This window comes from Marinobacterium sediminicola, assembly GCF_022343685.1.
GTDB classification, from domain to species: domain Bacteria; phylum Pseudomonadota; class Gammaproteobacteria; order Pseudomonadales; family Balneatricaceae; genus Marinobacterium; species Marinobacterium sediminicola.
Window position 1 is genome coordinate 733,986 of sequence record NZ_CP092123.1, and the last position, 17,793, is coordinate 751,778.

Genomic DNA, 17,793 nt, shown 5'->3' on the forward strand with positions numbered 1-17,793 from the left:
ATGTCAGACAATAACGTGCAGCAAGATGAAAACCGCCTGATTGCCGAGCGCCGCGAGAAACTCGCCGCCCTGCGCCAGGCCGGTAACGCCTTCCCCAACACCTTCCGTCGCGACAGCTACGCTGAGGACCTGCAGCAGGCGCATGGCGAGAAAAGCAAGGAAGAGCTGGAAGCGGCAGAGATACGTGTTTCCGTCGCCGGTCGTGTGATGCTAAACCGTGGTGCCTTCATGGTGCTGCAGGACATGAGCGGCCGCATCCAGCTGTACGTGAACAAGGAAGCGCGTGCCTTTGCCAAGTCTGTTGACCTGGGCGATATCATCGGTGTCACTGGTGTGCTGCACAAGTCCGGTAAGGGCGACCTCTACGTCGACATGGCCGAATTCGAAATGCTGACCAAGAGCCTGCGCCCGCTGCCGGACAAGTTCAAGGGGCTGCAGGACATGGAGATGCGCTATCGTCAGCGCTATGTGGATCTGATCATGAACGATCAGTCACGCAAGGTGTTCGAGATGCGCTCCAAGATCGTCGCCGGTATCCGCAAGTACCTGATCGATCGCCGCTTCATCGAAGCGGAGACGCCGATGCTGCATCCGATCCCCGGTGGTGCCAGTGCGCGCCCGTTTGTGACCCATCACAACGCCCTGGATCTGGACATGTACCTGCGTATCGCGCCTGAGCTGTACCTGAAGCGACTGGTGGTGGGCGGTTTTGAGCGTGTATTCGAGATCAACCGCAATTTCCGAAATGAGGGGCTTTCTACCCGTCATAACCCGGAATTCACCATGATCGAGTTCTACCAGGCCTATGCTGACTACAACGACCTGATGGATCTGACCGAAGACATGCTGCGCACAGTGGCGCTGGATGTGTTGGGTACCACCGTCGTGACCAACACGGTCCGCAACGAAGATGGCGAAGTGCTGGAAACCTTCGAATACGACATGGGCAAGCCGTTTACCCGCATGAGCGTGTTTGACTCCATCCTGCACTACAACCCGGATATCACTGCAGAAGCGCTGGCCGACGAAACCGCTGCGCGTCAGATTGCCGAGCGCATGGATATTGACGTGAAAGACGGCTGGGGTCTGGGCAAGGTACAGATCGAGATCTTCGAGAAAACGGTTGAGCATCGTCTGCAGCAGCCTACGTTCATCACCGAGTACCCGACTGAAGTGAGTCCGCTGGCACGTCGTAATGACCATAACCCGCACGTTACGGACCGTTTCGAATTCTTTGTGGCCGGTCGTGAGCTGGCCAACGGTTTCTCGGAGCTGAATGATGCCGAAGATCAGGCCGAGCGCTTCCTGAAGCAGGTCGAAGAGAAAGACGCCGGTGACGACGAAGCGATGCACTTTGATGCCGACTACGTTCAGGCGCTGGAATACGGCTTGCCGCCGACCGCCGGTGAGGGCATTGGCATCGACCGTCTGGTAATGCTGTTTACCGACTCGCCGTCGATCCGTGACGTACTGCTGTTCCCGGCGATGCGTCCGCGCGGCTGATCGGGACTGGCGACAACAGATTATCCACAAGGGCCACGTCACGTGGCCCTTCTTGTATTGGGAGCTGACGTTAATGCGGGCAGGGGCGTGGCCCTCACGAGCATTAACCGGGTCTATTCAGGAGAAGGTTAATGGCACTGGACAATGCACCGAGCTGGCAGCCCTGGCTGCAGCCGGAGTTTGATCAGCCTTACATGCAGTCGCTGAAGCGGTTCCTGCAAGCCGAGAAGGCGGCTAACAAGGTTATCTATCCACACTCTTCACACTGGTTCCATGCCCTTGAGGCCACCCCGCTGGACCGGGTCCGAGTCGTGATCCTCGGTCAGGACCCGTACCACCAGCCTGGTCAGGCGCATGGGCTGTGTTTTTCGGTCAAGCCTGGTGTCAGGATTCCGCCCTCGCTGGTCAATATCTACAAGGAACTTCAGGCGGATCTGGGAATTGCTCCAGTGGATCACGGCTATCTGGAGCACTGGGCTCGCCAGGGCGTGCTGTTGCTTAATGCCGTGCTGACGGTCGAACAGGGCAATGCCAACGCTCACCAGGGCAAGGGCTGGGAACAGTTCACCGACCGCATCATTCAACTGGTCAATGAACAGTGCGAGCATGTGGTTTTTCTGCTCTGGGGCAGTTATGCACAGAAGAAGGGAGCCTGTATCGATGACAGGCGTCATCTTGTACTTAAGGCTCCGCACCCGTCGCCTCTGTCCGCGCACCGTGGCTTTCTGGGCTGTGGTCACTTCAGCAAGGCGAACCAGTGGCTGGTCGAGCAGGGGCGGGAGCCGGTCGACTGGCAGTTGCCCGTTGACCTCATTGAAGAGAAAGTAAACTCATAAGCAGGGGGGGCTGGGATCTAACGGCAGCAGTTAGATTCGCGATAATGTCGTTCGGAAAAAAACGTGAATAAAAAGCCGGCTAAATAGCCGGCTTTCCTTGATTAGGCTTGGCTGACTATCGTTTGCGAGGCAGCATTGCCTTGATATCACGGTTCAGTGGCAGGCTGAAGTCATGGGAGCCTAGGATGATATTATCGCTGGTGCGTACCATTCGCACGTTCACATACACATTGCTGCCACCGATGGCGTAAGTGCCCAGCAGTACGGCCTGAGCATCATGGGCCTGTACCAGGCTGTGCAGTTTGCGGGACAGGATCAATTCACCAGTGCGCTCCTTGATGAACAGGCTGTCGCGCATCTTTACTTCAATCACTGGTACGCTATTTGAAGACAGGGCGCTGGAGAACTGTTCAGACAGTGTTCGGCCTAAGGTGGAAGATTGCTGCAAATCATCGATATCAGCAAATGTTGCTGCCAGTACCGGCGCTCCCAGCTTCAAACCACTGGTCTTGGCGATCAGCTGGCTTGAAGCGCTTTTCACTTCCTGGATCAGATCCACTTCTGCGGCCTGCGGAGAGCTTTTGGGTTGCGTTGTTGTGCAACCGCTGGCACCGAGCATAGCAATCGTCATAAAGGAAGCCGCCAGGATCGTTTTGCTTTGTTTCAACATGACTCTATCTCCCAAGTTACCATTCGCCGCTGACGTTCATGCTCTTCAGCTTGGCACCCTCGCTGGCGGGCGAGTAATGGCCGTTGTCACCCGGGTTGATGTAGTAGATGTTGGAGTTGGAATACACCACCTGATCCGCCATGGTCACCTGAGTGGTGATGACCACTTCCTGATCGGTTTCGCTGGTCCAGCTACCGCTGAACAGATCGGTAGCAGCGGCTGCCGGGATCAGCGCCAGTGCAGGCTCAGCCCAGTTGTTGTAAGGAATAGTTGCAACAGCAATACCAGCAGCTAATGCAGTCATTGCTCCCTCTGGTGCACGGATGTAGCCGCGGTCCTTGTGCTCTACAACCTGTACCTTATAGCTCACAAGAGCCGCCTGAGTTGGAGATGTCTTGACATAGGCACCTTTGGCCACAAGTTGGCTGGTCAGCAGGGTGTCGAAGGCTCTGCTGAAAGGCGTCGTCTGGTCAGGGCTCTTGATGAACAGTGGCTGGTTTTTCAGCCGCTCATTCTGAGTCAACAGGTCAGCTTGGTGCTGGGCTAAAACGTCCCAGTGATGTGCGGCCTGCATCTTCTGTTGTTCAGAGATGGGGTAAGTCGTTGCGATGGGGGCTTGTGATGTGTGAGTACCAAAGCATCCTGCAAGCAATGTGCTGCCGATGCTCAGGAGGCATACCTTCCGAAGCATGGTGTGTTCCTTCATGTTAGTGAGTCCAGAGCAGAGGATAGCGCAAAATCTGCTCGGAAAATAAGTCTGCTTTAATTAAATCTGGGTGCCGACGACATCAGCCGCTGTCACTCTGGAGGCGTCAGATTACCAGAGGGTAGCAGTACATCGAACGACCAAAATCAATAAACATGGCGATTGGCACTGGCGAAATCAGCGCTTGCTTTCGAACAGTCGCGGGTCGAGTGTGTAGGGCAGCTCTTCTAACGACAGCACCGGCCCTGCCACGGACTCCAGATGGATGGTGTGCTGCTCGGCCTGATCCTTGACGATAACAGCAAGCACGCGGTAAAGATTGTCGCCACAGCGAGCAACACGCACCAGTTGACCCACATTGTCCTTGTCCGGACTGGCCAGTGGCATTCCCGGATGGGGAGGCTCGGTCATCTCGACCTCTGCCAGATACATGGGCCGCTTGAGCTGACCACGGTGTTGAAGTCGGGTGACGATCTCCTGACCGGTATAGCACCCCTTGGTAAAGCTGACGCCTTCGAACACCTGCAGGTTGATCATCTGCGGAATGAAAGCCTCCCGGGTGGAGGGAAACAGATCAGGAATGGCGGCATTGACGGCGGCCAGCTCCCAGCAGTTGCTGTCCTCCAGGCCTGCTGTGGCCAGCACCAGTTCCATAAGCTGCGTCAACTGATCAGCGGCAAACCAGCATTCGATCAGGGTATCGCTGTGTCGAGCCAGAACGCAGTTGCCAATGTTGGCCTGAATACGTTCGGCCAGGGTGCCGGCTTCTGAGCCAAGCAGGCCAATCCCCAGCAGGTTCTCTTCCAGCACGGCTTCCGCCTTGGAGAAGATGATGTACTTCTTCAGCAGAGCAAGCGCGTCAGTCGCCATCGAGCTGCGTGTGCGCAGCCAGTAACAGGCTTCGTCGGCACGGATCACCTGATAGAGGCTGTGAATATGACCCTTGATATTGCAGTGAGCACCGGGTAGTGACCCCAGGCGGTCCACTTGTGCAAGATCACAGCTGAGCTGGCCCTGCAGGAATTTATGGGCATCGGGGCCGGAGACAGAGATGATGCAGGCATCTGTCAGTGGAATAACCGACGTCGGCATGTCATGGGCAGGTGTGCGGCTGATCTGATCATCGGTCAGCTGAATACCCGGCTGTTGCAGCCATTCGCGCCAGTGAGCGTGCATAGGGAATTGATCTCCATTGAAAATCGGATGCCGTGAGTCTAAACAATAAACGGGCCTTTATCAGCCCGTGTTATTCAGGGTTATTACGCCTGGCGTGCCTGACCGATGCTTCGGCCCATCACGACGGCATCACCTGCACTCAGTTGTTCGGCCCAGTCCATGACGTCGGAGCCAAACAGCAGAATGACGGTAGAACCCAGCTTGAAGCGCCCCATTTCTTCACCCGCTGCGAGCTCAACAGGCGTGCGGCCCGGGGCAGCATCAAGCACCAGCGGCTGGCGAGGCAGCGGTGCTACCTGGCCGCTCCAGACGGTTTCGATGCCGGCTACGATCATGGCACCCACCAGAACCATCGCCATCGGGCCCAGCTCGGTATCAAAGATGGCCACCAGACGCTCGTTGCGAGCAAAGAGGTTTTCGACACCTGCGGCGGTCACCTGATTGACAGAATACAGGTCACCGGGAATGTAGATGCTCTCGCGCAGTGTACCGGCCACCGGCATATGAACACGATGGTAGTCCCGTGGCGACAGGTAGATGGTCGCAAAACTGCCGTTGATGAAAGGCTTGGCGCGCTCCAGATCTCCTCCCAGCAGTGTGCTCAGGGCATAACTATGGCCCTTGGCCTGAAAAATGCGACCGTGCTCGATGGGGCCCAGTTGACTGATGGCGCCATCAGCCGGTGACAGGATCGCGCCCCGGGTATTGTCCAAAGGGCGTGCATCCGGTTTCAGTGCGCGTGTAAAGAAGGCATTGAAGTGCTCATAGGCTTCGGGGTTGGGTTCCAGTGCCTGACTCATATCGACCCGGTAGCGCTTGCGAAACCAGTTGATGAAGAGGTTTTTGACCCAGGGGGTGCGGCACTCAGCCAGGCGCCCAACCAGACGTGAAAGCAGGTGTTGAGGCAGCAGCTTCTGAAGCAGGATAAAAAGAGAATCTTTCAAATCGTTACCTATCAATAATGTCGGGTATCACTGGGTTTCAACTGGCAGGTCGAGTCGGTTGCCCCACTCATACCAGGAACCGTCATAGCAGGCCAACTGGGCGATCCCCAGCCACTTGCCAACCAGGTAGGTCAGCCCTGAGCGACGATGGGTCTGGCAGTGGGTCACAACGCGCTTATCAGTTTCTATGCCTTGTTCGAGCAGCAGAGTGGCAAGTTGTTCTCGTGGCTTCAGCCATGGAATGGGGCCTGGTTGAAGCAGGTCTGTCCACTCCAGGTGGCGTGCACCGGGGATGTGGCCGCCCTGTTTGGCATTGATTACTTTGGCACCGCTGTATTCGTCAGCCGAGCGGGCATCCCAGACACAGATTTCATTGTTTTCGAGGCCGGCCAGTATGTCTTCGGCCGTGACGCGCAGAGAGCTCACCTCATGAATCGAGACCTCTGAAGGCGTCGCCTGATTGGCTTGCTGCTCCAGCGGCAGGCCAGCGGCTTTCCAGCCCTCCAGCTGCCCGTCCAGGAAACTGGCCGATTCGTGGCCGATGCTGTTCAGGGTCCAGATAAGACGGCCAGCCCAGGGGCCCATCTGGTCGTCATAGGCGACGACCTGAGTGTCAGGTGTCAGACCCAGGTCGGAAGCCAGTGACCGGAGCTGTTCAGGTGTCGGGATCAGATTGGGAATCTCGCCTTCACCACGCAGCAGATGCTTGGGGTCCAGATGGATGGCGCCAGGAATATGTCCCGCCAGGTAGTTTTCCGCACTGGACAGGTCGAGGATCAGAACCTCGGGGGAGTGCAGGTGACGGGCAAGCTCCTCGGGGGAGATGACCAGAGGTAGAGGCAGCATGGTGATATCCGATACTTGTTCTGTTGTCAGGGGATCATAGCGAAGCCGGGGCTGTACGCAAAGCTATCCGGCCAGACGCCGCATGGCCTGAGAAGCGGCAGCGCACAGCTGGCGGAACTGCTCAAACTGGAACGGTGACAGCTGTTCATGTCGGGGCAGATCGTCCGCATAGATCAGCGCGACTGGTGTACTGCTCTGGAAGATGGACATCAGCATGTAATCTCCCTGATCAAGCCGGCTGGTGAAGGCTTCAGGCAGCATGGGGTCCAGCTTCTTACGGTTGCGGCTATCCATCAGTATGCCTGCGGGTTTCTCGCTCAGGCGTTTGAACAGACTGGGAACTTCCAGGCTGATCCTGACCTCGCCAAGCGAGTGCTCAGCCGGCAGGCCAAGGCGGTGGGCGCATTGCAGTTGTTGGCGGGGCAGGTTGACCAGCAGCAAGGCCAGTCTCTGTAGTCCCAGCCCCTGGTGGAGCCCCTGTAGCAGGGTTTGCAGCACTTGTGCCGGCTTGGTAAAGGCGTATTGAGGATCGGTGAGGCGCTCCAGCGACTGCCGGTAACGATCACTGTCGAGGTGTTCTTCGACCGGCCTGGCGACGTCCTCCTGCTCTGCGGGAGGCTCGGCCAAGGTCGTCGGTGCCGGGCTGGGAGGAACCTCCAGCAACGGATAACTGCCTTTACTCAGGCGTTTCAGCTCGGGGGAGGGAATCAGTCCAGTGTGTGGAGTCCCATCCTGTGTCGGCAGAAAAATCAGTTCGGCGGCAGGACTTAGGGTGCCGGCAACGTGGTAGCGACGTGCAGCTTCGGCGCAGTGCTGGTGCAACTGCGACACCAGACGGTCCGTTGTCAGGCTGAGGTAGTCGGCCAGAATGTCGAACAGACGCAAGGCCTTGTCGCTGTGCCAGCTGCGCGTCGTGGTCAGGGCCAGCCAGTTACCCAGCTTGACCGGAAAAAAGCGCTGCTGGGTCAGTTGATTGATGTTGCGCATGTCCAACTTGCCCAAGGATGGGTCCTGAACGGCGCGACGGTGCAACAGATGCAGGTCATTGTGGCTCGGTGAAGTCGCATGGCTCAGAGCATCCCGGGTCAGCTCCGGCAGGTCCCAGCGTGCTGCCAGCTCGGCCCCCAATGCCTGCAGAGTGCAGCCGAAAATATCCTGTTCAGCCAGTGCAACGTCTACGCCATGAAGCAAAACTCGCTCTTGATAGTGCTGCTTGTGCAGGGGGGCATAAAGCCATGCCAGCCAGTGAATGAAGCCATACAGCAGCGAGGCCAGACGAACCTCTTCCACAAACGGCAAGCCCCGCATGCGGCAGAGTTCAGCACTTTGAAAGGATGCATGAAGACTGTCCGCGATGGCGCGAAAATACATCTTTTGCTGCATGCTGCCCGGGTTGATCTTCAGGCTGCTGAGCTCCTTGGCAAGGGTCTGTAACCGGTCCAGGCCGATGGAACTGACGGCGTGCTGGATACTCGTGACCGAAGTGCGTTTACCCTGATGAAGCTGTTGCGCCGTGCGGGTTACGTGCAGGCTGAGGACAGGATCCGAACTGACCAGATGGGTCAGTTGTTGCAGGGTGCTGCGGTCGTTGGCCAGCAAGCGCCGAAAGCGGGTCAGAATACTGACACGAACCGGCAGAGCCCTGGTTTCCAGGTAGTCGGCCCAGGCCTCAAGGCCGTGGAGATAGGGGCGAGGTGCGGGCTGGCTGTTTGGCATGGGTCAGCGGCTGTCCTGCATCGAGTTCAGAATCTGTTGGTAACTGTTGAAGCGTTGCGGGCTGATCGAGCCATCTTCCAGTGCCTGCAGAAAGGCGCAGCCCGGTTCCTGCTCATGGCGGCAGTCGCGGAAGCGGCAGTGGCCGCGCAGGTCGGCCAATTCTCTAAAGCCTTCCAGTACCTGCTCTTCGGTCATGTGCCAGAGCGCAAACTCACGTATCCCCGGTGAGTCAATCAAGTCACCGCCATCGGGAAAGTGGAACAAGCGCGCAGTGGTCGTGGTGTGACGGCCCTTGCGACTCTGTTCGGAGAGTGCGCCGGTTTTCAAGTCGGCCCCCGGTAACAGACTGTTGATCAGCGAGGACTTACCCACACCGGACTGGCCGACGAAAACGCTGATATGATCGGCCAGTAATGCCTTGAGCTCGTCCAGGCCATGACTGCTGGCGGTGGAGGCCTGCAGTGTTCGGTAACCCAGCTGGTGATATTGCTCCAGCAGGGGCTCGAGGCGTTGGCGGTTGTCCTCGTTCAGAAGGTCGGCCTTGTTCAGCAGCAGCACCGGTTCGATGCCGCTGGCCTCAGCCGCAACCAGATAACGGTCGATCAGGTTGGCATGCGCATAGGGTTCGACGGCGATCACGATGACGATGTAATCGATATTGGCCGCGACCGGCTTGAGTTCACCATGGTTGTTCGGGCGCAGGAGTTCACTGTGGCGATCCAGTGCCGCCACCACCACGCCGCTGTCGGTAGATCGGCGCCAGATCACGCGATCGCCGGTGACCAGCTGACCCAAATGGGTGCGCATATGGCAGCGCTGGATTTCACCCTTGTGTTCACCCTCGAGCACTTCTACATCGACCTGACGACCGAAATGGGAAATGATCAGGCCCTGCTGTTCCGGCCCCAGATCGCCACCCTCCAGCTGATCCTCGATGAGGGTGTCACGTCGCTGGGCGCGGGCTGCGCGCTCTTCCTGAATCTTGCTGATGCGCCAGGCTTGGCGCCGGTTGACTTTGCGTTTTCCCATACCGACCGGTATCACTCGCTCACTGCTACTCTCATTGACGTGCTAAGGTATTCCAATCCGAGTTAAATTGACAGTTTTGCCAGGGGAGAAACAGTGCATGGCACTCAAGGATAATCTGATCTGGATCGATCTGGAGATGACCGGGTTGAACCCGGATACAGACCGAATCATCGAGATGGCCGTGATCGTAACCGATCCGGATCTGAATCTCATAGCCGAAAGTCCTGTGATAGCAGTGCATCAGCCGGATACTGTGCTCTCCCGCATGGACGAGTGGTGTACCCGCACGCACGGTCAGTCCGGGCTGACCGACCGCGTACGCAACAGCGCCATCAGCGAGACCGAAGCGGAACAGATCATGCTCGCATTCCTGCGTGAACACAGTGAGCAGGGCGCCTCACCCATGTGCGGCAACAGCATTGGTCAGGATCGTCGTTTCCTGTGGCGTTACATGCCTGAGCTGGAAGCGTTTTTCCACTATCGCAACCTGGACGTCAGCACCATCAAGGAATTGGCGCGGCGCTGGAAACCTGCGGCACTGGAAGGCTTCAAGAAACAGGCCAACCACCTGGCACTGGACGATATCCGTGAGTCGATCGAAGAGCTGAAGCACTACCGGCGTCATTTCTTCCGCCTGTGAGGCAGCGGTCACTCCGGCAAGCGGCGTGCTCCCGGGTGGTCAAGTATCGGCAAGGGGGATGGCGCTTCGCCGGAAGTGAGTCGTGTCAACGCCCAGTCGATGTGCTCCTGGACCAGTTCGCTGCTGATCCCGCGGCGGTTAAGCAAGGCGTCGATGACCTGTTGCCCGCCTCTGCCATTTCCCAGCGCGACCGCCAGGTTGCGCTGCCAGCCCTCATAGCCGGTGCGCCGGATCGCCGAGCCCTCGGTGAGTTTAAGAAAAGTGGCTTCGTCCCAAAGGAATAACTCCAGCAGCGCTGCCTGATCAAGATTGTGACGCGGCTGGAAGTCAGGTTCGTCACTGCGCTTGGCAAAACGGTTCCAGGGGCAAATGAGCTGACAATCGTCACAGCCAAAGATGCGATTGCCCATCAATGGACGCAGCTCCAGTGGAATGCTGCCCTTGTACTCGATAGTCAGGTACGAGATGCAGCGTCGGGCATCCAATACGCCCGGTTCCGGGAATGCCTGAGTCGGACAAATGTCGATACAGGCAGAGCACCGGCCGCAGTGGGACTCGGTTTCAGGAGGGTCGATTGGCAAAGGCAGATCAATGAACAACTCGCCGAGCAGAAACCATGAGCCCGCCTGTCGATTCAGTAGCAGGGTATGCTTGCCGATCCAGCCGAGTCCTGCATTGCGGGCCAGGGGGCGCTCGAGCACCGGGGCGCTGTCGACAAAGGGGCGGAAGCGCACTTCGGTGCCTTCAATCTGGTTGTCCAGCCATTGCCCCAGTTGCTTCAGGCGCTTGCGCATCATTTTGTGATAGTCCCGGCCCAGCGTGTAACGGGCCACGTAGGCCTTGTCCGGATCACGCAAAACGCCGGTGATCGGTGTCTGCGACGGCAGGTAATCCATGCGCAGCATGATGATACGGCGGGTCTCCGGTACCAGCAGTGTCGGGTTCAGGCGCTTATCGACGTTCTGGGTCAGGTAGTCCATGCTGCCGTGATAACCACGTTCAAGCCACAACTGCAATTGTTCAGCCTCGGTGCGCGCATCCGGCAGCGTGATGGCGCAGTCAGCAAAGCCCATGGACTGGGCCTGTTGCTTGAGCGATCGGGCAAGAGCGTCGAGCTGTTCAGGGCTGAGTTGTGACATATCGGGAACCGGGTGCGTCCTGGTCAGTCCATCCTCTATAATGAACTGATAAGAAAGGAGAAAGCCATCATGAGCAGAGCAGAGCTGCCGGGAGCATTATACACGGCTGAACAGAGTCGTGCCCTTGACCGTACTGCAATCGAGCAGTTCGGGATTCCGGGTTTTCGACTGATGCAGCGTGCGGGGCATGCGGCCTTCGTGGAGCTGATGGCGCACTGGCCGGGTATACGTCGGCTCACGGTAGGCTGTGGCAGTGGCAATAATGGCGGTGATGGCCTCATTGTTGCAGGCCTGGCTCGGCAGCAAGGCGTTGATGTGCAGGTGCTGGTGCTCAATGATGATTTTGAAGCGCGTTTGCAGGGTGAAGCACTCGCAGCCTGGCAGTGGGCGCAGGCTGTTGGGGTTGAGCTGACCCGCTGGCAGACCGGTATGGAACTGCAGGGGGACGTGCTGGTCGATGCTCTGTTGGGGACCGGACTGAGCGGCCCGGTACGTGGTGAAACCGCGGAGCTGATCAAACAGTTCAACCGCAGCTCTCGCCCTGTGCTGGCGGTGGATATTCCCTCGGGGTTGTGCAGCGATACGGGACGTGTGCTCGGCGTGGCCGTGCGTGCAGATTTGACCCTGACCTTTATCGGGCTAAAGCAGGGTCTGTTGACCCATGACGGGGTAGATCATTGCGGTCAAGTGCTGTTTGACAGTTTGATGTTGCCCGACGAGGTATACGAAGAGGTTTCGTTAAGCGCCTTTCGTACCGATAGTGATGATCTGGCCAAGTTGCTGCCGCCTCGTCGGCGATCCTCTCACAAGGGGGTGTTTGGTCATGTCATGATCATTGGTGGTGATCACGGTATGGGGGGGGCGGCGCTCATGGCGGCCGAGGCAGCGGCGCGCAGCGGAGCAGGGTTGGTTTCGCTGGCAACCCGGCCGGAACATGTAACGGCGGCATTGACTCGTGCGCCTGAAGTGATGGTGGCGGGCGTCAACTCGGGGCAGGATCTGCAACCCTTGCTGGAACGTCCCGATGTGCTGGTTGTGGGGCCGGGGCTGGGGCAAAGTGCCTGGGCAGATCAACTGCTGCAACAGGCGCTGAATTCGGGGTTGCCGCTGGTGCTGGATGCCGATGCGCTCAACCTGTTGCAGCGCCGACAGTATAACGGACTCGCGCTCCATGATTGGGTGTTGACCCCTCACCCGGGAGAAGCGGCACGATTGCTGGGTTGGGAGACCGACGTTGTCCAACAGGATCGGTTCAGAGCAGTACGTGAACTGCAGTCGCGTTTTGGTGGTACTGTCGTGCTCAAAGGGGCCGGCAGTCTCAGTTTTGATGGCGATGCAATGCATTTGTGTAACGCCGGCAACCCGGGTATGGCCTGCGGTGGCATGGGAGATGTGCTCTCCGGTATCATCGGTGCCTTACGTGCGCAACGCTTGAGCGCGGTGGATGCAGCAAGAGCCGGTGTCTATGCTCATGCCCGTGCAGCCGACCTCTGTGCGGCTGAACAGGGCGAACGAGGGTTGCTGGCTACAGATCTGATCAGCCGTGTGCGTCGAGTTCTCAGTGGAATTGAATGAAGGAATGCAGTTGATGAAACGCTACCTCTGCGATGAACAGGCAATGGCTGACTTTGGTGCTCAACTGGCGCAGGCTCTGGACGCAGGTGGCGTGGTTTTTCTGCTCGGTGATCTGGGGATGGGCAAGACCACTCTGAGCAGAGGTGTGCTACGCGGCTGTGGTCATGCAGGATCGGTCAAAAGTCCGACCTATACACTGGTCGAGCCATATGAAACGCCGGCCGGAGCGGTCTATCACTTTGATCTGTATCGATTGTCGGACCCGGAAGAGTTGGAATTTCTGGGAATCCGTGATTATTTTACTGATGATGCACTGTGTCTGGTGGAGTGGCCGGAAAAAGGCAAGGGGATCCTGCCGCAACCTGATCTGGAGATTCGTCTGTCCCTTTCGGGTCAGGGACGAGAGGTGGAATTGACCGCCAGAACTCAAAAAGGACAGCATGTGGTCGATACACTGAATAAGACTGGCAACGAAACGTGAATGGACCGATGAGAAAGTTCGGGCAACTGCTGACACTTCTGCTGTTCAGCCTGATGGCGACCCTGCTGCAGGCGGCCGAGGAGATTCGTAATGTTCGTGCCTGGCTGGCACCGGATAATACTCGCCTTGTGTTTGACCTGTCGGGGCCTGTGGATCACAAGCTGTTTACCCTCTCCAATCCCGATCGTGTGGTTATCGACATCGAACAGGTCAATTTGACGGCTTCACTGGACAAGTTGGGTCTTGAGAACAGTCCGGTGGGGGCTATCCGTCATAGCGAGCGCGGCGATGGTCTGCGCATTGTGCTTGATCTGCAGGAAAAGGTTCGTCCCAAGAGCTTCGACCTCAAGCCCAATGAGCAGTATGGGCATCGTCTGGTGGTTGACCTGGAAATGCGCGAACAGGCCGTAGTCACCAAAACCGTGGTGCCGGTGCCTGGCGAGGGTGGAAAGCGCGATATCGTCGTGATGATCGATGCTGGTCACGGTGGGGAGGACCCCGGTGCGATCGGCCCTGGTGGCGTGCGCGAGAAGGATGTGGTGTTGGCAATTGCCAAAAAACTCAAGGCGATGATTGATGCCCGCAAGGGCTATCGAGCCGTTCTGACGCGAACCGGCGATTACTACATCAGTCTGCGCGGGCGGACTGGCAAGGCACGCAAGAGTAACGCTGACCTGTTTGTGTCCATTCACGCCGATGCTTTCAAGGACCCGCGGGCTCGAGGTGCCTCGGTGTGGGTGCTGTCCGGGCGAGGTGCCAGTTCTGAAATGGGCCGATGGCTTGCGAAACGGGAAAACAGTGCCGACCTGATTGGTGGTGTCGGTAGCCTGAGCCTTGATGACAAGGATGATGTGCTGGCCAGCGTGTTGCTGGACATGTCGATGAACGCCAGCCGCAAGGACAGTCACCAGGTCGCCTCACGTATTCATGCCAACATGGATCGCTTTGCCCGCATGCACAAGAAGCATGTCGAACAGGCCGGATTTGTGGTGCTCAAGTCGCCTGATATTCCTTCGATTCTGGTTGAAACCGGATTTATCTCCAACCCGGGCGAGGCGAGTAAACTGCGTACAGCCAGTTATCAGAAGCAGATGGCCGAAGCGATCTATCGCGGCATTGTCGATCATTTCTGGGAAAAGCCGCCCGCTGCAACCTATATCGCCTGGCAGAAACAGTCCGGTAATAATCTGGCTGCGAGTGAACGGCTGTACAAAGTGGTCTCGGGTGATACCCTGTCCCTTATCGCGCAGCGCAATGGTGTTTCACTGCAGCAGTTGCGCAGTGCCAATAAGCTCAATGGTGACAGCATACGAGTCGGTCAGGTACTGCGCATTCCCGCTGGTTGAACCTCAGGTTTTTATGTCACGAATACATCTTTTATCGCCGCAACTGGCTAACCAGATTGCGGCTGGCGAGGTTGTTGAGCGCCCCGCATCGGTTGTTAAGGAATTGCTCGAGAACAGCCTCGACTCCGGCGCAGACAAGGTCGAGCTGGATATTGAGCAGGGAGGCGTGAAATTGATTCGCCTGCGTGATAACGGGCGTGGCATTGACAAGGAAGATCTGCCGCTGGCACTGAGTCGTCACGCGACCTCCAAAATCACGGCGCTGGAGGATCTGGAAGCAGTTGGGAGCCTCGGCTTTCGCGGTGAGGCATTGGCCAGTATCAGTTCGGTATCAAGATTGACCCTGACGTCGCGCACATTGGCGCAGGATAATGCCTGGGCAGTTTCGGTGCAGGGGCGTGACATGGCTGCAGAGGTCGTTCCCGCCGCCCATCCCCCCGGAACGACAGTTGAGGTACGAGACCTGTTCTTCAACACACCTGCACGTCGCAAATTCCTGAAAACAGAGAAAACCGAGCTGCGCCATCTGGAAGAAGTGGTCAAGCGACTGGCGCTGAGCTGCTATGACGTTGGCTTTACCCTGAGGCACAACGGCAAGGCGATACATCAGCTGCGGCCAGCGGAGACCGAACAGGCGAGAGAGCAGCGTTTGGGGCAGTTGCTGGGAGCCGGCTTCGTCAACGAATCGGTAGCTCTGGATGTGGTGGCTGAGGCATCGGGGTTACGCCTCTGGGGTTGGATGGGATTGCCCACGTTCTCCCGTGCTCAGGCAGATCAACAGTATTTCTTTGTCAATGGTCGTGTGATTCGTGACAAGGTAGTCACTCATGCGGTGCGTCAGGCCTATCAGGATGTACTCTTTCACGGCCGTCACCCCGCCTATGTACTCTATCTGGAACTGGATCCGTCGCTGGTGGATGTCAACGTGCATCCTACCAAGCATGAGGTTCGCTTCCGTGAGAGCAGGCTGGTGCATGATTTCATCTTCCGCACCCTGTACCGAGTGATTGCTGATTTGCGTCCTCAGGATGTCGCGCCGGTGCAAAGTGGCGCTCAGTTGCCGTCGCAGTCAGATTTGGCCGTGTCCGCTAATGGTTTTTCGACATCAGTGGAGCCTTCCGCTTCGGGGCGTGATCTCTCGGCGTTGCGTCAACGTCCTATGGGGCTGGGGTTTGCCGGCTCGGGTGGTCAGAGTCAGGTGCGTGAACAGATTCAGGGCTATGCTGCGCTGCATCAGCCGGCTGGGGTCGCGCCTGCCCCGGCCCCGGACGTGAGTTCCGGGGCGGAGGGACAATTGGTCCCGCCGCTGGGGTACGCCCTGGCGCAGCTGCACGGGATCTATATCCTTGCCCAAAATGCGGAAGGCATGGTGCTGGTGGATATGCATGCGGCCCATGAGCGGATTGTCTACGAGCGGATGAAAATCGCATTTGAACAGGATCGTATCCGCAGTCAGCCATTGCTGGTGCCGGTCAATCTGGCCGTCAGTGCACGCGAAGGCGATATCGCGGAAGAATGTCCGGATGAATTCCATCGTTTGGGTTTTCGTCTGGAACGCATGGCTGAAGAGTCTCTGGTGATACGAGAAGTTCCGGTGGCGCTGGCAAAAGCGAATGTGGAACAGCTGGTTCGTGATGTGCTGTCCGATATGCTGCAGTACGGCACCAGTGACCGCATTCAGGCGCACTTGAACGAGTTGTTGGCAACCATGGCCTGTCACGGTGCAGTCCGCGCCAACCGTCAATTGACCGTAACCGAGATGAACGCGCTTCTTCGCGACATGGAACAGACAGAACGCAGTGGTCAGTGTAACCACGGGCGACCAACCTGGACCCAGCTGTCACTTGCTCAGCTGGACAAGCTATTTTTGCGGGGACAGTAATGCAGTCGCAGGCCAAGAATAAGCCCAAAGTGATTTTTGTGATGGGGCCTACCGCATCGGGCAAAACCGATCTGGCGATGCGGCTCTGTGACCACCTGCCGTGTGAGCTCATTAGTGTGGACTCGGCCATGGTCTATCGAGACATGGATATCGGGACTGCTAAGCCGACTTCGGATGAGTTGAACGCATATCCCCATCGGCTTGTGGATATTCTTGACCCTGCAGAGGCCTATTCTGCGGCCCAGTTCCGAGAGGATGCGCTCGCCCAGATAGCGGATATTCAGCAGGCAGATCGAATACCGGTGCTGGTGGGCGGAACCATGCTCTATTTCAACGCGTTGCAGCAGGGATTGGCTGCTTTGCCTGAAGCAGATCCTGAACTGCGTGCCCGTGTTGAAGCGGAAGCCGCTGAAAGAGGCTGGCCGGCGATACATGCCCGTCTGGCTGAGCTGGATCCAGAAGGTGCCCGGCGTCTTAAGCCGACGGACTCTCAGCGTCTCCAGCGGGCGCTGGAAGTAGTCCTGTTAACGGGTAAGCCGATCAGTGAGCACTGGCGGGAGCAGGCAGAAGCGGATTTGCCGTTCGAGATAATCCCTATCGCGCTGGCGCCTGCGGAACGCTCCCGCCTGCATCAGCGTATTGAGCAGCGCTTCGATATCATGCTTAAAAGTGGTTTTGAAGAGGAGGTGCGGCGTCTTTGGGAGCGTGGTGATCTGCATGCGGGTATGCCTTCGATCCGATGTGTCGGCTATCGTCAGATGTGGTCATACTTCAGTGGCGACTATGATCGGGAAACGATGAGATACAAGGGCGTGGTGGCAACGCGTCAATTAGCCAAGCGTCAGCTTACGTGGTTACGTGGCTGGGAAGGGGTGCACTGGCTCGAGAGCGAGTCATCGAATTTAGTTTCCGATGCCTTGAAACTGTCAGACCCTGCCGTTATATAATGATTTCCGGTATGATCGCGCGCAAACTCTGTTCATGCAGCTGTATGACGCCGAGTCAGCTTTAGCCGAATTCATAACTACACTATAAATTGATTTCCATTATGGAAGGAGTTTGCAATGTCAAAAGGGCAATCACTACAAGACCCTTATCTTAATGTTCTGCGCAAGGAACGTGTTCCGGTATCGATCTTTCTGGTTAACGGCATCAAGCTGCAGGGTCAGATCGAATCTTTTGACCAGTTTGTCATCCTGCTGAAAAACACTGTCAGTCAGATGGTTTACAAGCACGCGATTTCTACAGTAGTGCCTTCTCGCCCGGTCAAGCTGCCTGTGGCCGACGAAAAGCCTGCTGAATGA

The 17,793-nt window shown here is 57.5% G+C and carries 17 protein-coding genes; 9 read left to right on the plus strand and 8 right to left on the minus strand.

Annotation, left to right across the window (positions count from 1 at the left end; all coding sequences use genetic code 11):
- Window positions 1-1,503: a lysine--tRNA ligase gene (lysS, locus tag LN244_RS03385; protein WP_239041447.1), complete on the plus strand. Its 1,503-nt coding sequence runs from the start codon at window positions 1-3 to the stop codon at window positions 1,501-1,503.
- A 131-nt stretch (window positions 1,504-1,634) separates the two neighbouring features.
- The gene (gene ung / locus LN244_RS03390) at window positions 1,635-2,339 is read left to right on the plus strand and encodes a uracil-DNA glycosylase (protein ID WP_239041448.1); all 705 of its coding nucleotides are present in this window, start codon (window positions 1,635-1,637) and stop codon (window positions 2,337-2,339) included.
- A gap of 115 nt (window positions 2,340-2,454) precedes the next feature.
- Here ung and LN244_RS03395 read toward each other — a convergent pair whose 3' ends face one another.
- The 7 genes from LN244_RS03395 to rsgA form a co-directional block, all read right to left on the minus strand.
- A complete protein-coding gene (locus LN244_RS03395; protein WP_239041449.1) occupies window positions 2,455-3,009 on the minus strand; it encodes a FlgO family outer membrane protein in 555 nt (184 codons plus the stop codon).
- Between the two features lie 16 nt (window positions 3,010-3,025).
- Complete coding sequence (locus tag LN244_RS03400) at window positions 3,026-3,700, minus strand: hypothetical protein (protein ID WP_239041450.1); 675 nt, start codon at window positions 3,698-3,700, stop codon at window positions 3,026-3,028.
- Window positions 3,701-3,892: 192 nt separating this feature from the next.
- Window positions 3,893-4,891: a CAF17-like 4Fe-4S cluster assembly/insertion protein YgfZ gene (gene ygfZ, locus LN244_RS03405; RefSeq protein WP_239041451.1), complete on the minus strand. Its 999-nt coding sequence runs from the start codon at window positions 4,889-4,891 to the stop codon at window positions 3,893-3,895.
- 83 nt (window positions 4,892-4,974) lie between these two features.
- The gene (gene asd, locus LN244_RS03410; RefSeq protein ID WP_239041452.1) at window positions 4,975-5,835 is read right to left on the minus strand and encodes an archaetidylserine decarboxylase; all 861 of its coding nucleotides are present in this window, start codon (window positions 5,833-5,835) and stop codon (window positions 4,975-4,977) included.
- A gap of 27 nt (window positions 5,836-5,862) precedes the next feature.
- The gene (locus LN244_RS03415) at window positions 5,863-6,681 is read right to left on the minus strand and encodes a sulfurtransferase (RefSeq protein WP_239041453.1); all 819 of its coding nucleotides are present in this window, start codon (window positions 6,679-6,681) and stop codon (window positions 5,863-5,865) included.
- Between the two features lie 63 nt (window positions 6,682-6,744).
- A complete protein-coding gene (locus tag LN244_RS03420) occupies window positions 6,745-8,397 on the minus strand; it encodes an HDOD domain-containing protein (RefSeq protein WP_239041454.1) in 1,653 nt (550 codons plus the stop codon).
- A gap of 3 nt (window positions 8,398-8,400) precedes the next feature.
- The gene (gene rsgA, locus LN244_RS03425) at window positions 8,401-9,426 is read right to left on the minus strand and encodes a small ribosomal subunit biogenesis GTPase RsgA (RefSeq protein ID WP_239041455.1); all 1,026 of its coding nucleotides are present in this window, start codon (window positions 9,424-9,426) and stop codon (window positions 8,401-8,403) included.
- A 97-nt stretch (window positions 9,427-9,523) separates the two neighbouring features.
- Between rsgA and orn the strand changes: the two genes are divergently transcribed.
- Window positions 9,524-10,066 (plus strand): oligoribonuclease, encoded by a 543-nt coding sequence (gene orn, locus LN244_RS03430; RefSeq protein ID WP_239041456.1) that lies wholly within the window; start codon window positions 9,524-9,526, stop codon window positions 10,064-10,066.
- Window positions 10,067-10,074: 8 nt separating this feature from the next.
- On the opposite strand, the gene queG is transcribed toward orn, so the two are convergent.
- A complete protein-coding gene (queG, locus tag LN244_RS03435; protein ID WP_239041457.1) occupies window positions 10,075-11,205 on the minus strand; it encodes a tRNA epoxyqueuosine(34) reductase QueG in 1,131 nt (376 codons plus the stop codon).
- Window positions 11,206-11,274: 69 nt separating this feature from the next.
- On the opposite strand from queG, the gene LN244_RS03440 reads away from it, so the two are divergent.
- From LN244_RS03440 to hfq, 6 genes are all read left to right on the plus strand, one after another.
- Complete coding sequence (locus LN244_RS03440; protein WP_239041458.1) at window positions 11,275-12,780, plus strand: NAD(P)H-hydrate dehydratase; 1,506 nt, start codon at window positions 11,275-11,277, stop codon at window positions 12,778-12,780.
- A gap of 13 nt (window positions 12,781-12,793) precedes the next feature.
- A complete protein-coding gene (gene tsaE, locus LN244_RS03445; protein WP_239041459.1) occupies window positions 12,794-13,261 on the plus strand; it encodes a tRNA (adenosine(37)-N6)-threonylcarbamoyltransferase complex ATPase subunit type 1 TsaE in 468 nt (155 codons plus the stop codon).
- Window positions 13,262-13,269: 8 nt separating this feature from the next.
- The gene (locus LN244_RS03450) at window positions 13,270-14,607 is read left to right on the plus strand and encodes an N-acetylmuramoyl-L-alanine amidase (RefSeq protein WP_239041460.1); all 1,338 of its coding nucleotides are present in this window, start codon (window positions 13,270-13,272) and stop codon (window positions 14,605-14,607) included.
- A gap of 13 nt (window positions 14,608-14,620) precedes the next feature.
- Window positions 14,621-16,489: a DNA mismatch repair endonuclease MutL gene (gene mutL, locus LN244_RS03455; RefSeq protein ID WP_239041461.1), complete on the plus strand. Its 1,869-nt coding sequence runs from the start codon at window positions 14,621-14,623 to the stop codon at window positions 16,487-16,489.
- Window positions 16,489-17,436: a tRNA (adenosine(37)-N6)-dimethylallyltransferase MiaA gene (gene miaA / locus LN244_RS03460; RefSeq protein ID WP_239041462.1), complete on the plus strand. Its 948-nt coding sequence runs from the start codon at window positions 16,489-16,491 to the stop codon at window positions 17,434-17,436. The genes mutL and miaA overlap by 1 nt, the downstream gene beginning before the upstream one ends.
- A gap of 117 nt (window positions 17,437-17,553) precedes the next feature.
- Entirely contained in the window at window positions 17,554-17,793 is a 240-nt protein-coding gene (hfq, locus tag LN244_RS03465; RefSeq protein WP_091827810.1) for an RNA chaperone Hfq, read from the plus strand.

What these genes read in the sequence shown, in the direction of transcription:
- LN244_RS03400 (WP_239041450.1), bottom strand. Translation starts at nt 3,700, where the DNA reads ATGCTTCGGAAGGTATGCCTCCTGAGCATCGGCAGCACATTGCTTGCA.
- miaA (WP_239041462.1), top strand. Translation starts at nt 16,489, where the DNA reads ATGCAGTCGCAGGCCAAGAATAAGCCCAAAGTGATTTTTGTGATGGGG.
- queG (WP_239041457.1), bottom strand. Translation starts at nt 11,205, where the DNA reads ATGTCACAACTCAGCCCTGAACAGCTCGACGCTCTTGCCCGATCGCTC.
- LN244_RS03415 (WP_239041453.1), bottom strand. Translation starts at nt 6,681, where the DNA reads ATGCTGCCTCTACCTCTGGTCATCTCCCCCGAGGAGCTTGCCCGTCAC.
- rsgA (WP_239041455.1), bottom strand. Translation starts at nt 9,426, where the DNA reads ATGGGAAAACGCAAAGTCAACCGGCGCCAAGCCTGGCGCATCAGCAAG.
- lysS (WP_239041447.1), top strand. Translation starts at nt 1, where the DNA reads ATGTCAGACAATAACGTGCAGCAAGATGAAAACCGCCTGATTGCCGAG.
- hfq (WP_091827810.1), top strand. Translation starts at nt 17,554, where the DNA reads ATGTCAAAAGGGCAATCACTACAAGACCCTTATCTTAATGTTCTGCGC.
- LN244_RS03440 (WP_239041458.1), top strand. Translation starts at nt 11,275, where the DNA reads ATGAGCAGAGCAGAGCTGCCGGGAGCATTATACACGGCTGAACAGAGT.
- LN244_RS03450 (WP_239041460.1), top strand. Translation starts at nt 13,270, where the DNA reads ATGAGAAAGTTCGGGCAACTGCTGACACTTCTGCTGTTCAGCCTGATG.
- ung (WP_239041448.1), top strand. Translation starts at nt 1,635, where the DNA reads ATGGCACTGGACAATGCACCGAGCTGGCAGCCCTGGCTGCAGCCGGAG.
- orn (WP_239041456.1), top strand. Translation starts at nt 9,524, where the DNA reads ATGGCACTCAAGGATAATCTGATCTGGATCGATCTGGAGATGACCGGG.
- LN244_RS03420 (WP_239041454.1), bottom strand. Translation starts at nt 8,397, where the DNA reads ATGCCAAACAGCCAGCCCGCACCTCGCCCCTATCTCCACGGCCTTGAG.
- mutL (WP_239041461.1), top strand. Translation starts at nt 14,621, where the DNA reads ATGTCACGAATACATCTTTTATCGCCGCAACTGGCTAACCAGATTGCG.
- tsaE (WP_239041459.1), top strand. Translation starts at nt 12,794, where the DNA reads ATGAAACGCTACCTCTGCGATGAACAGGCAATGGCTGACTTTGGTGCT.
- LN244_RS03395 (WP_239041449.1), bottom strand. Translation starts at nt 3,009, where the DNA reads ATGTTGAAACAAAGCAAAACGATCCTGGCGGCTTCCTTTATGACGATT.
- ygfZ (WP_239041451.1), bottom strand. Translation starts at nt 4,891, where the DNA reads ATGCACGCTCACTGGCGCGAATGGCTGCAACAGCCGGGTATTCAGCTG.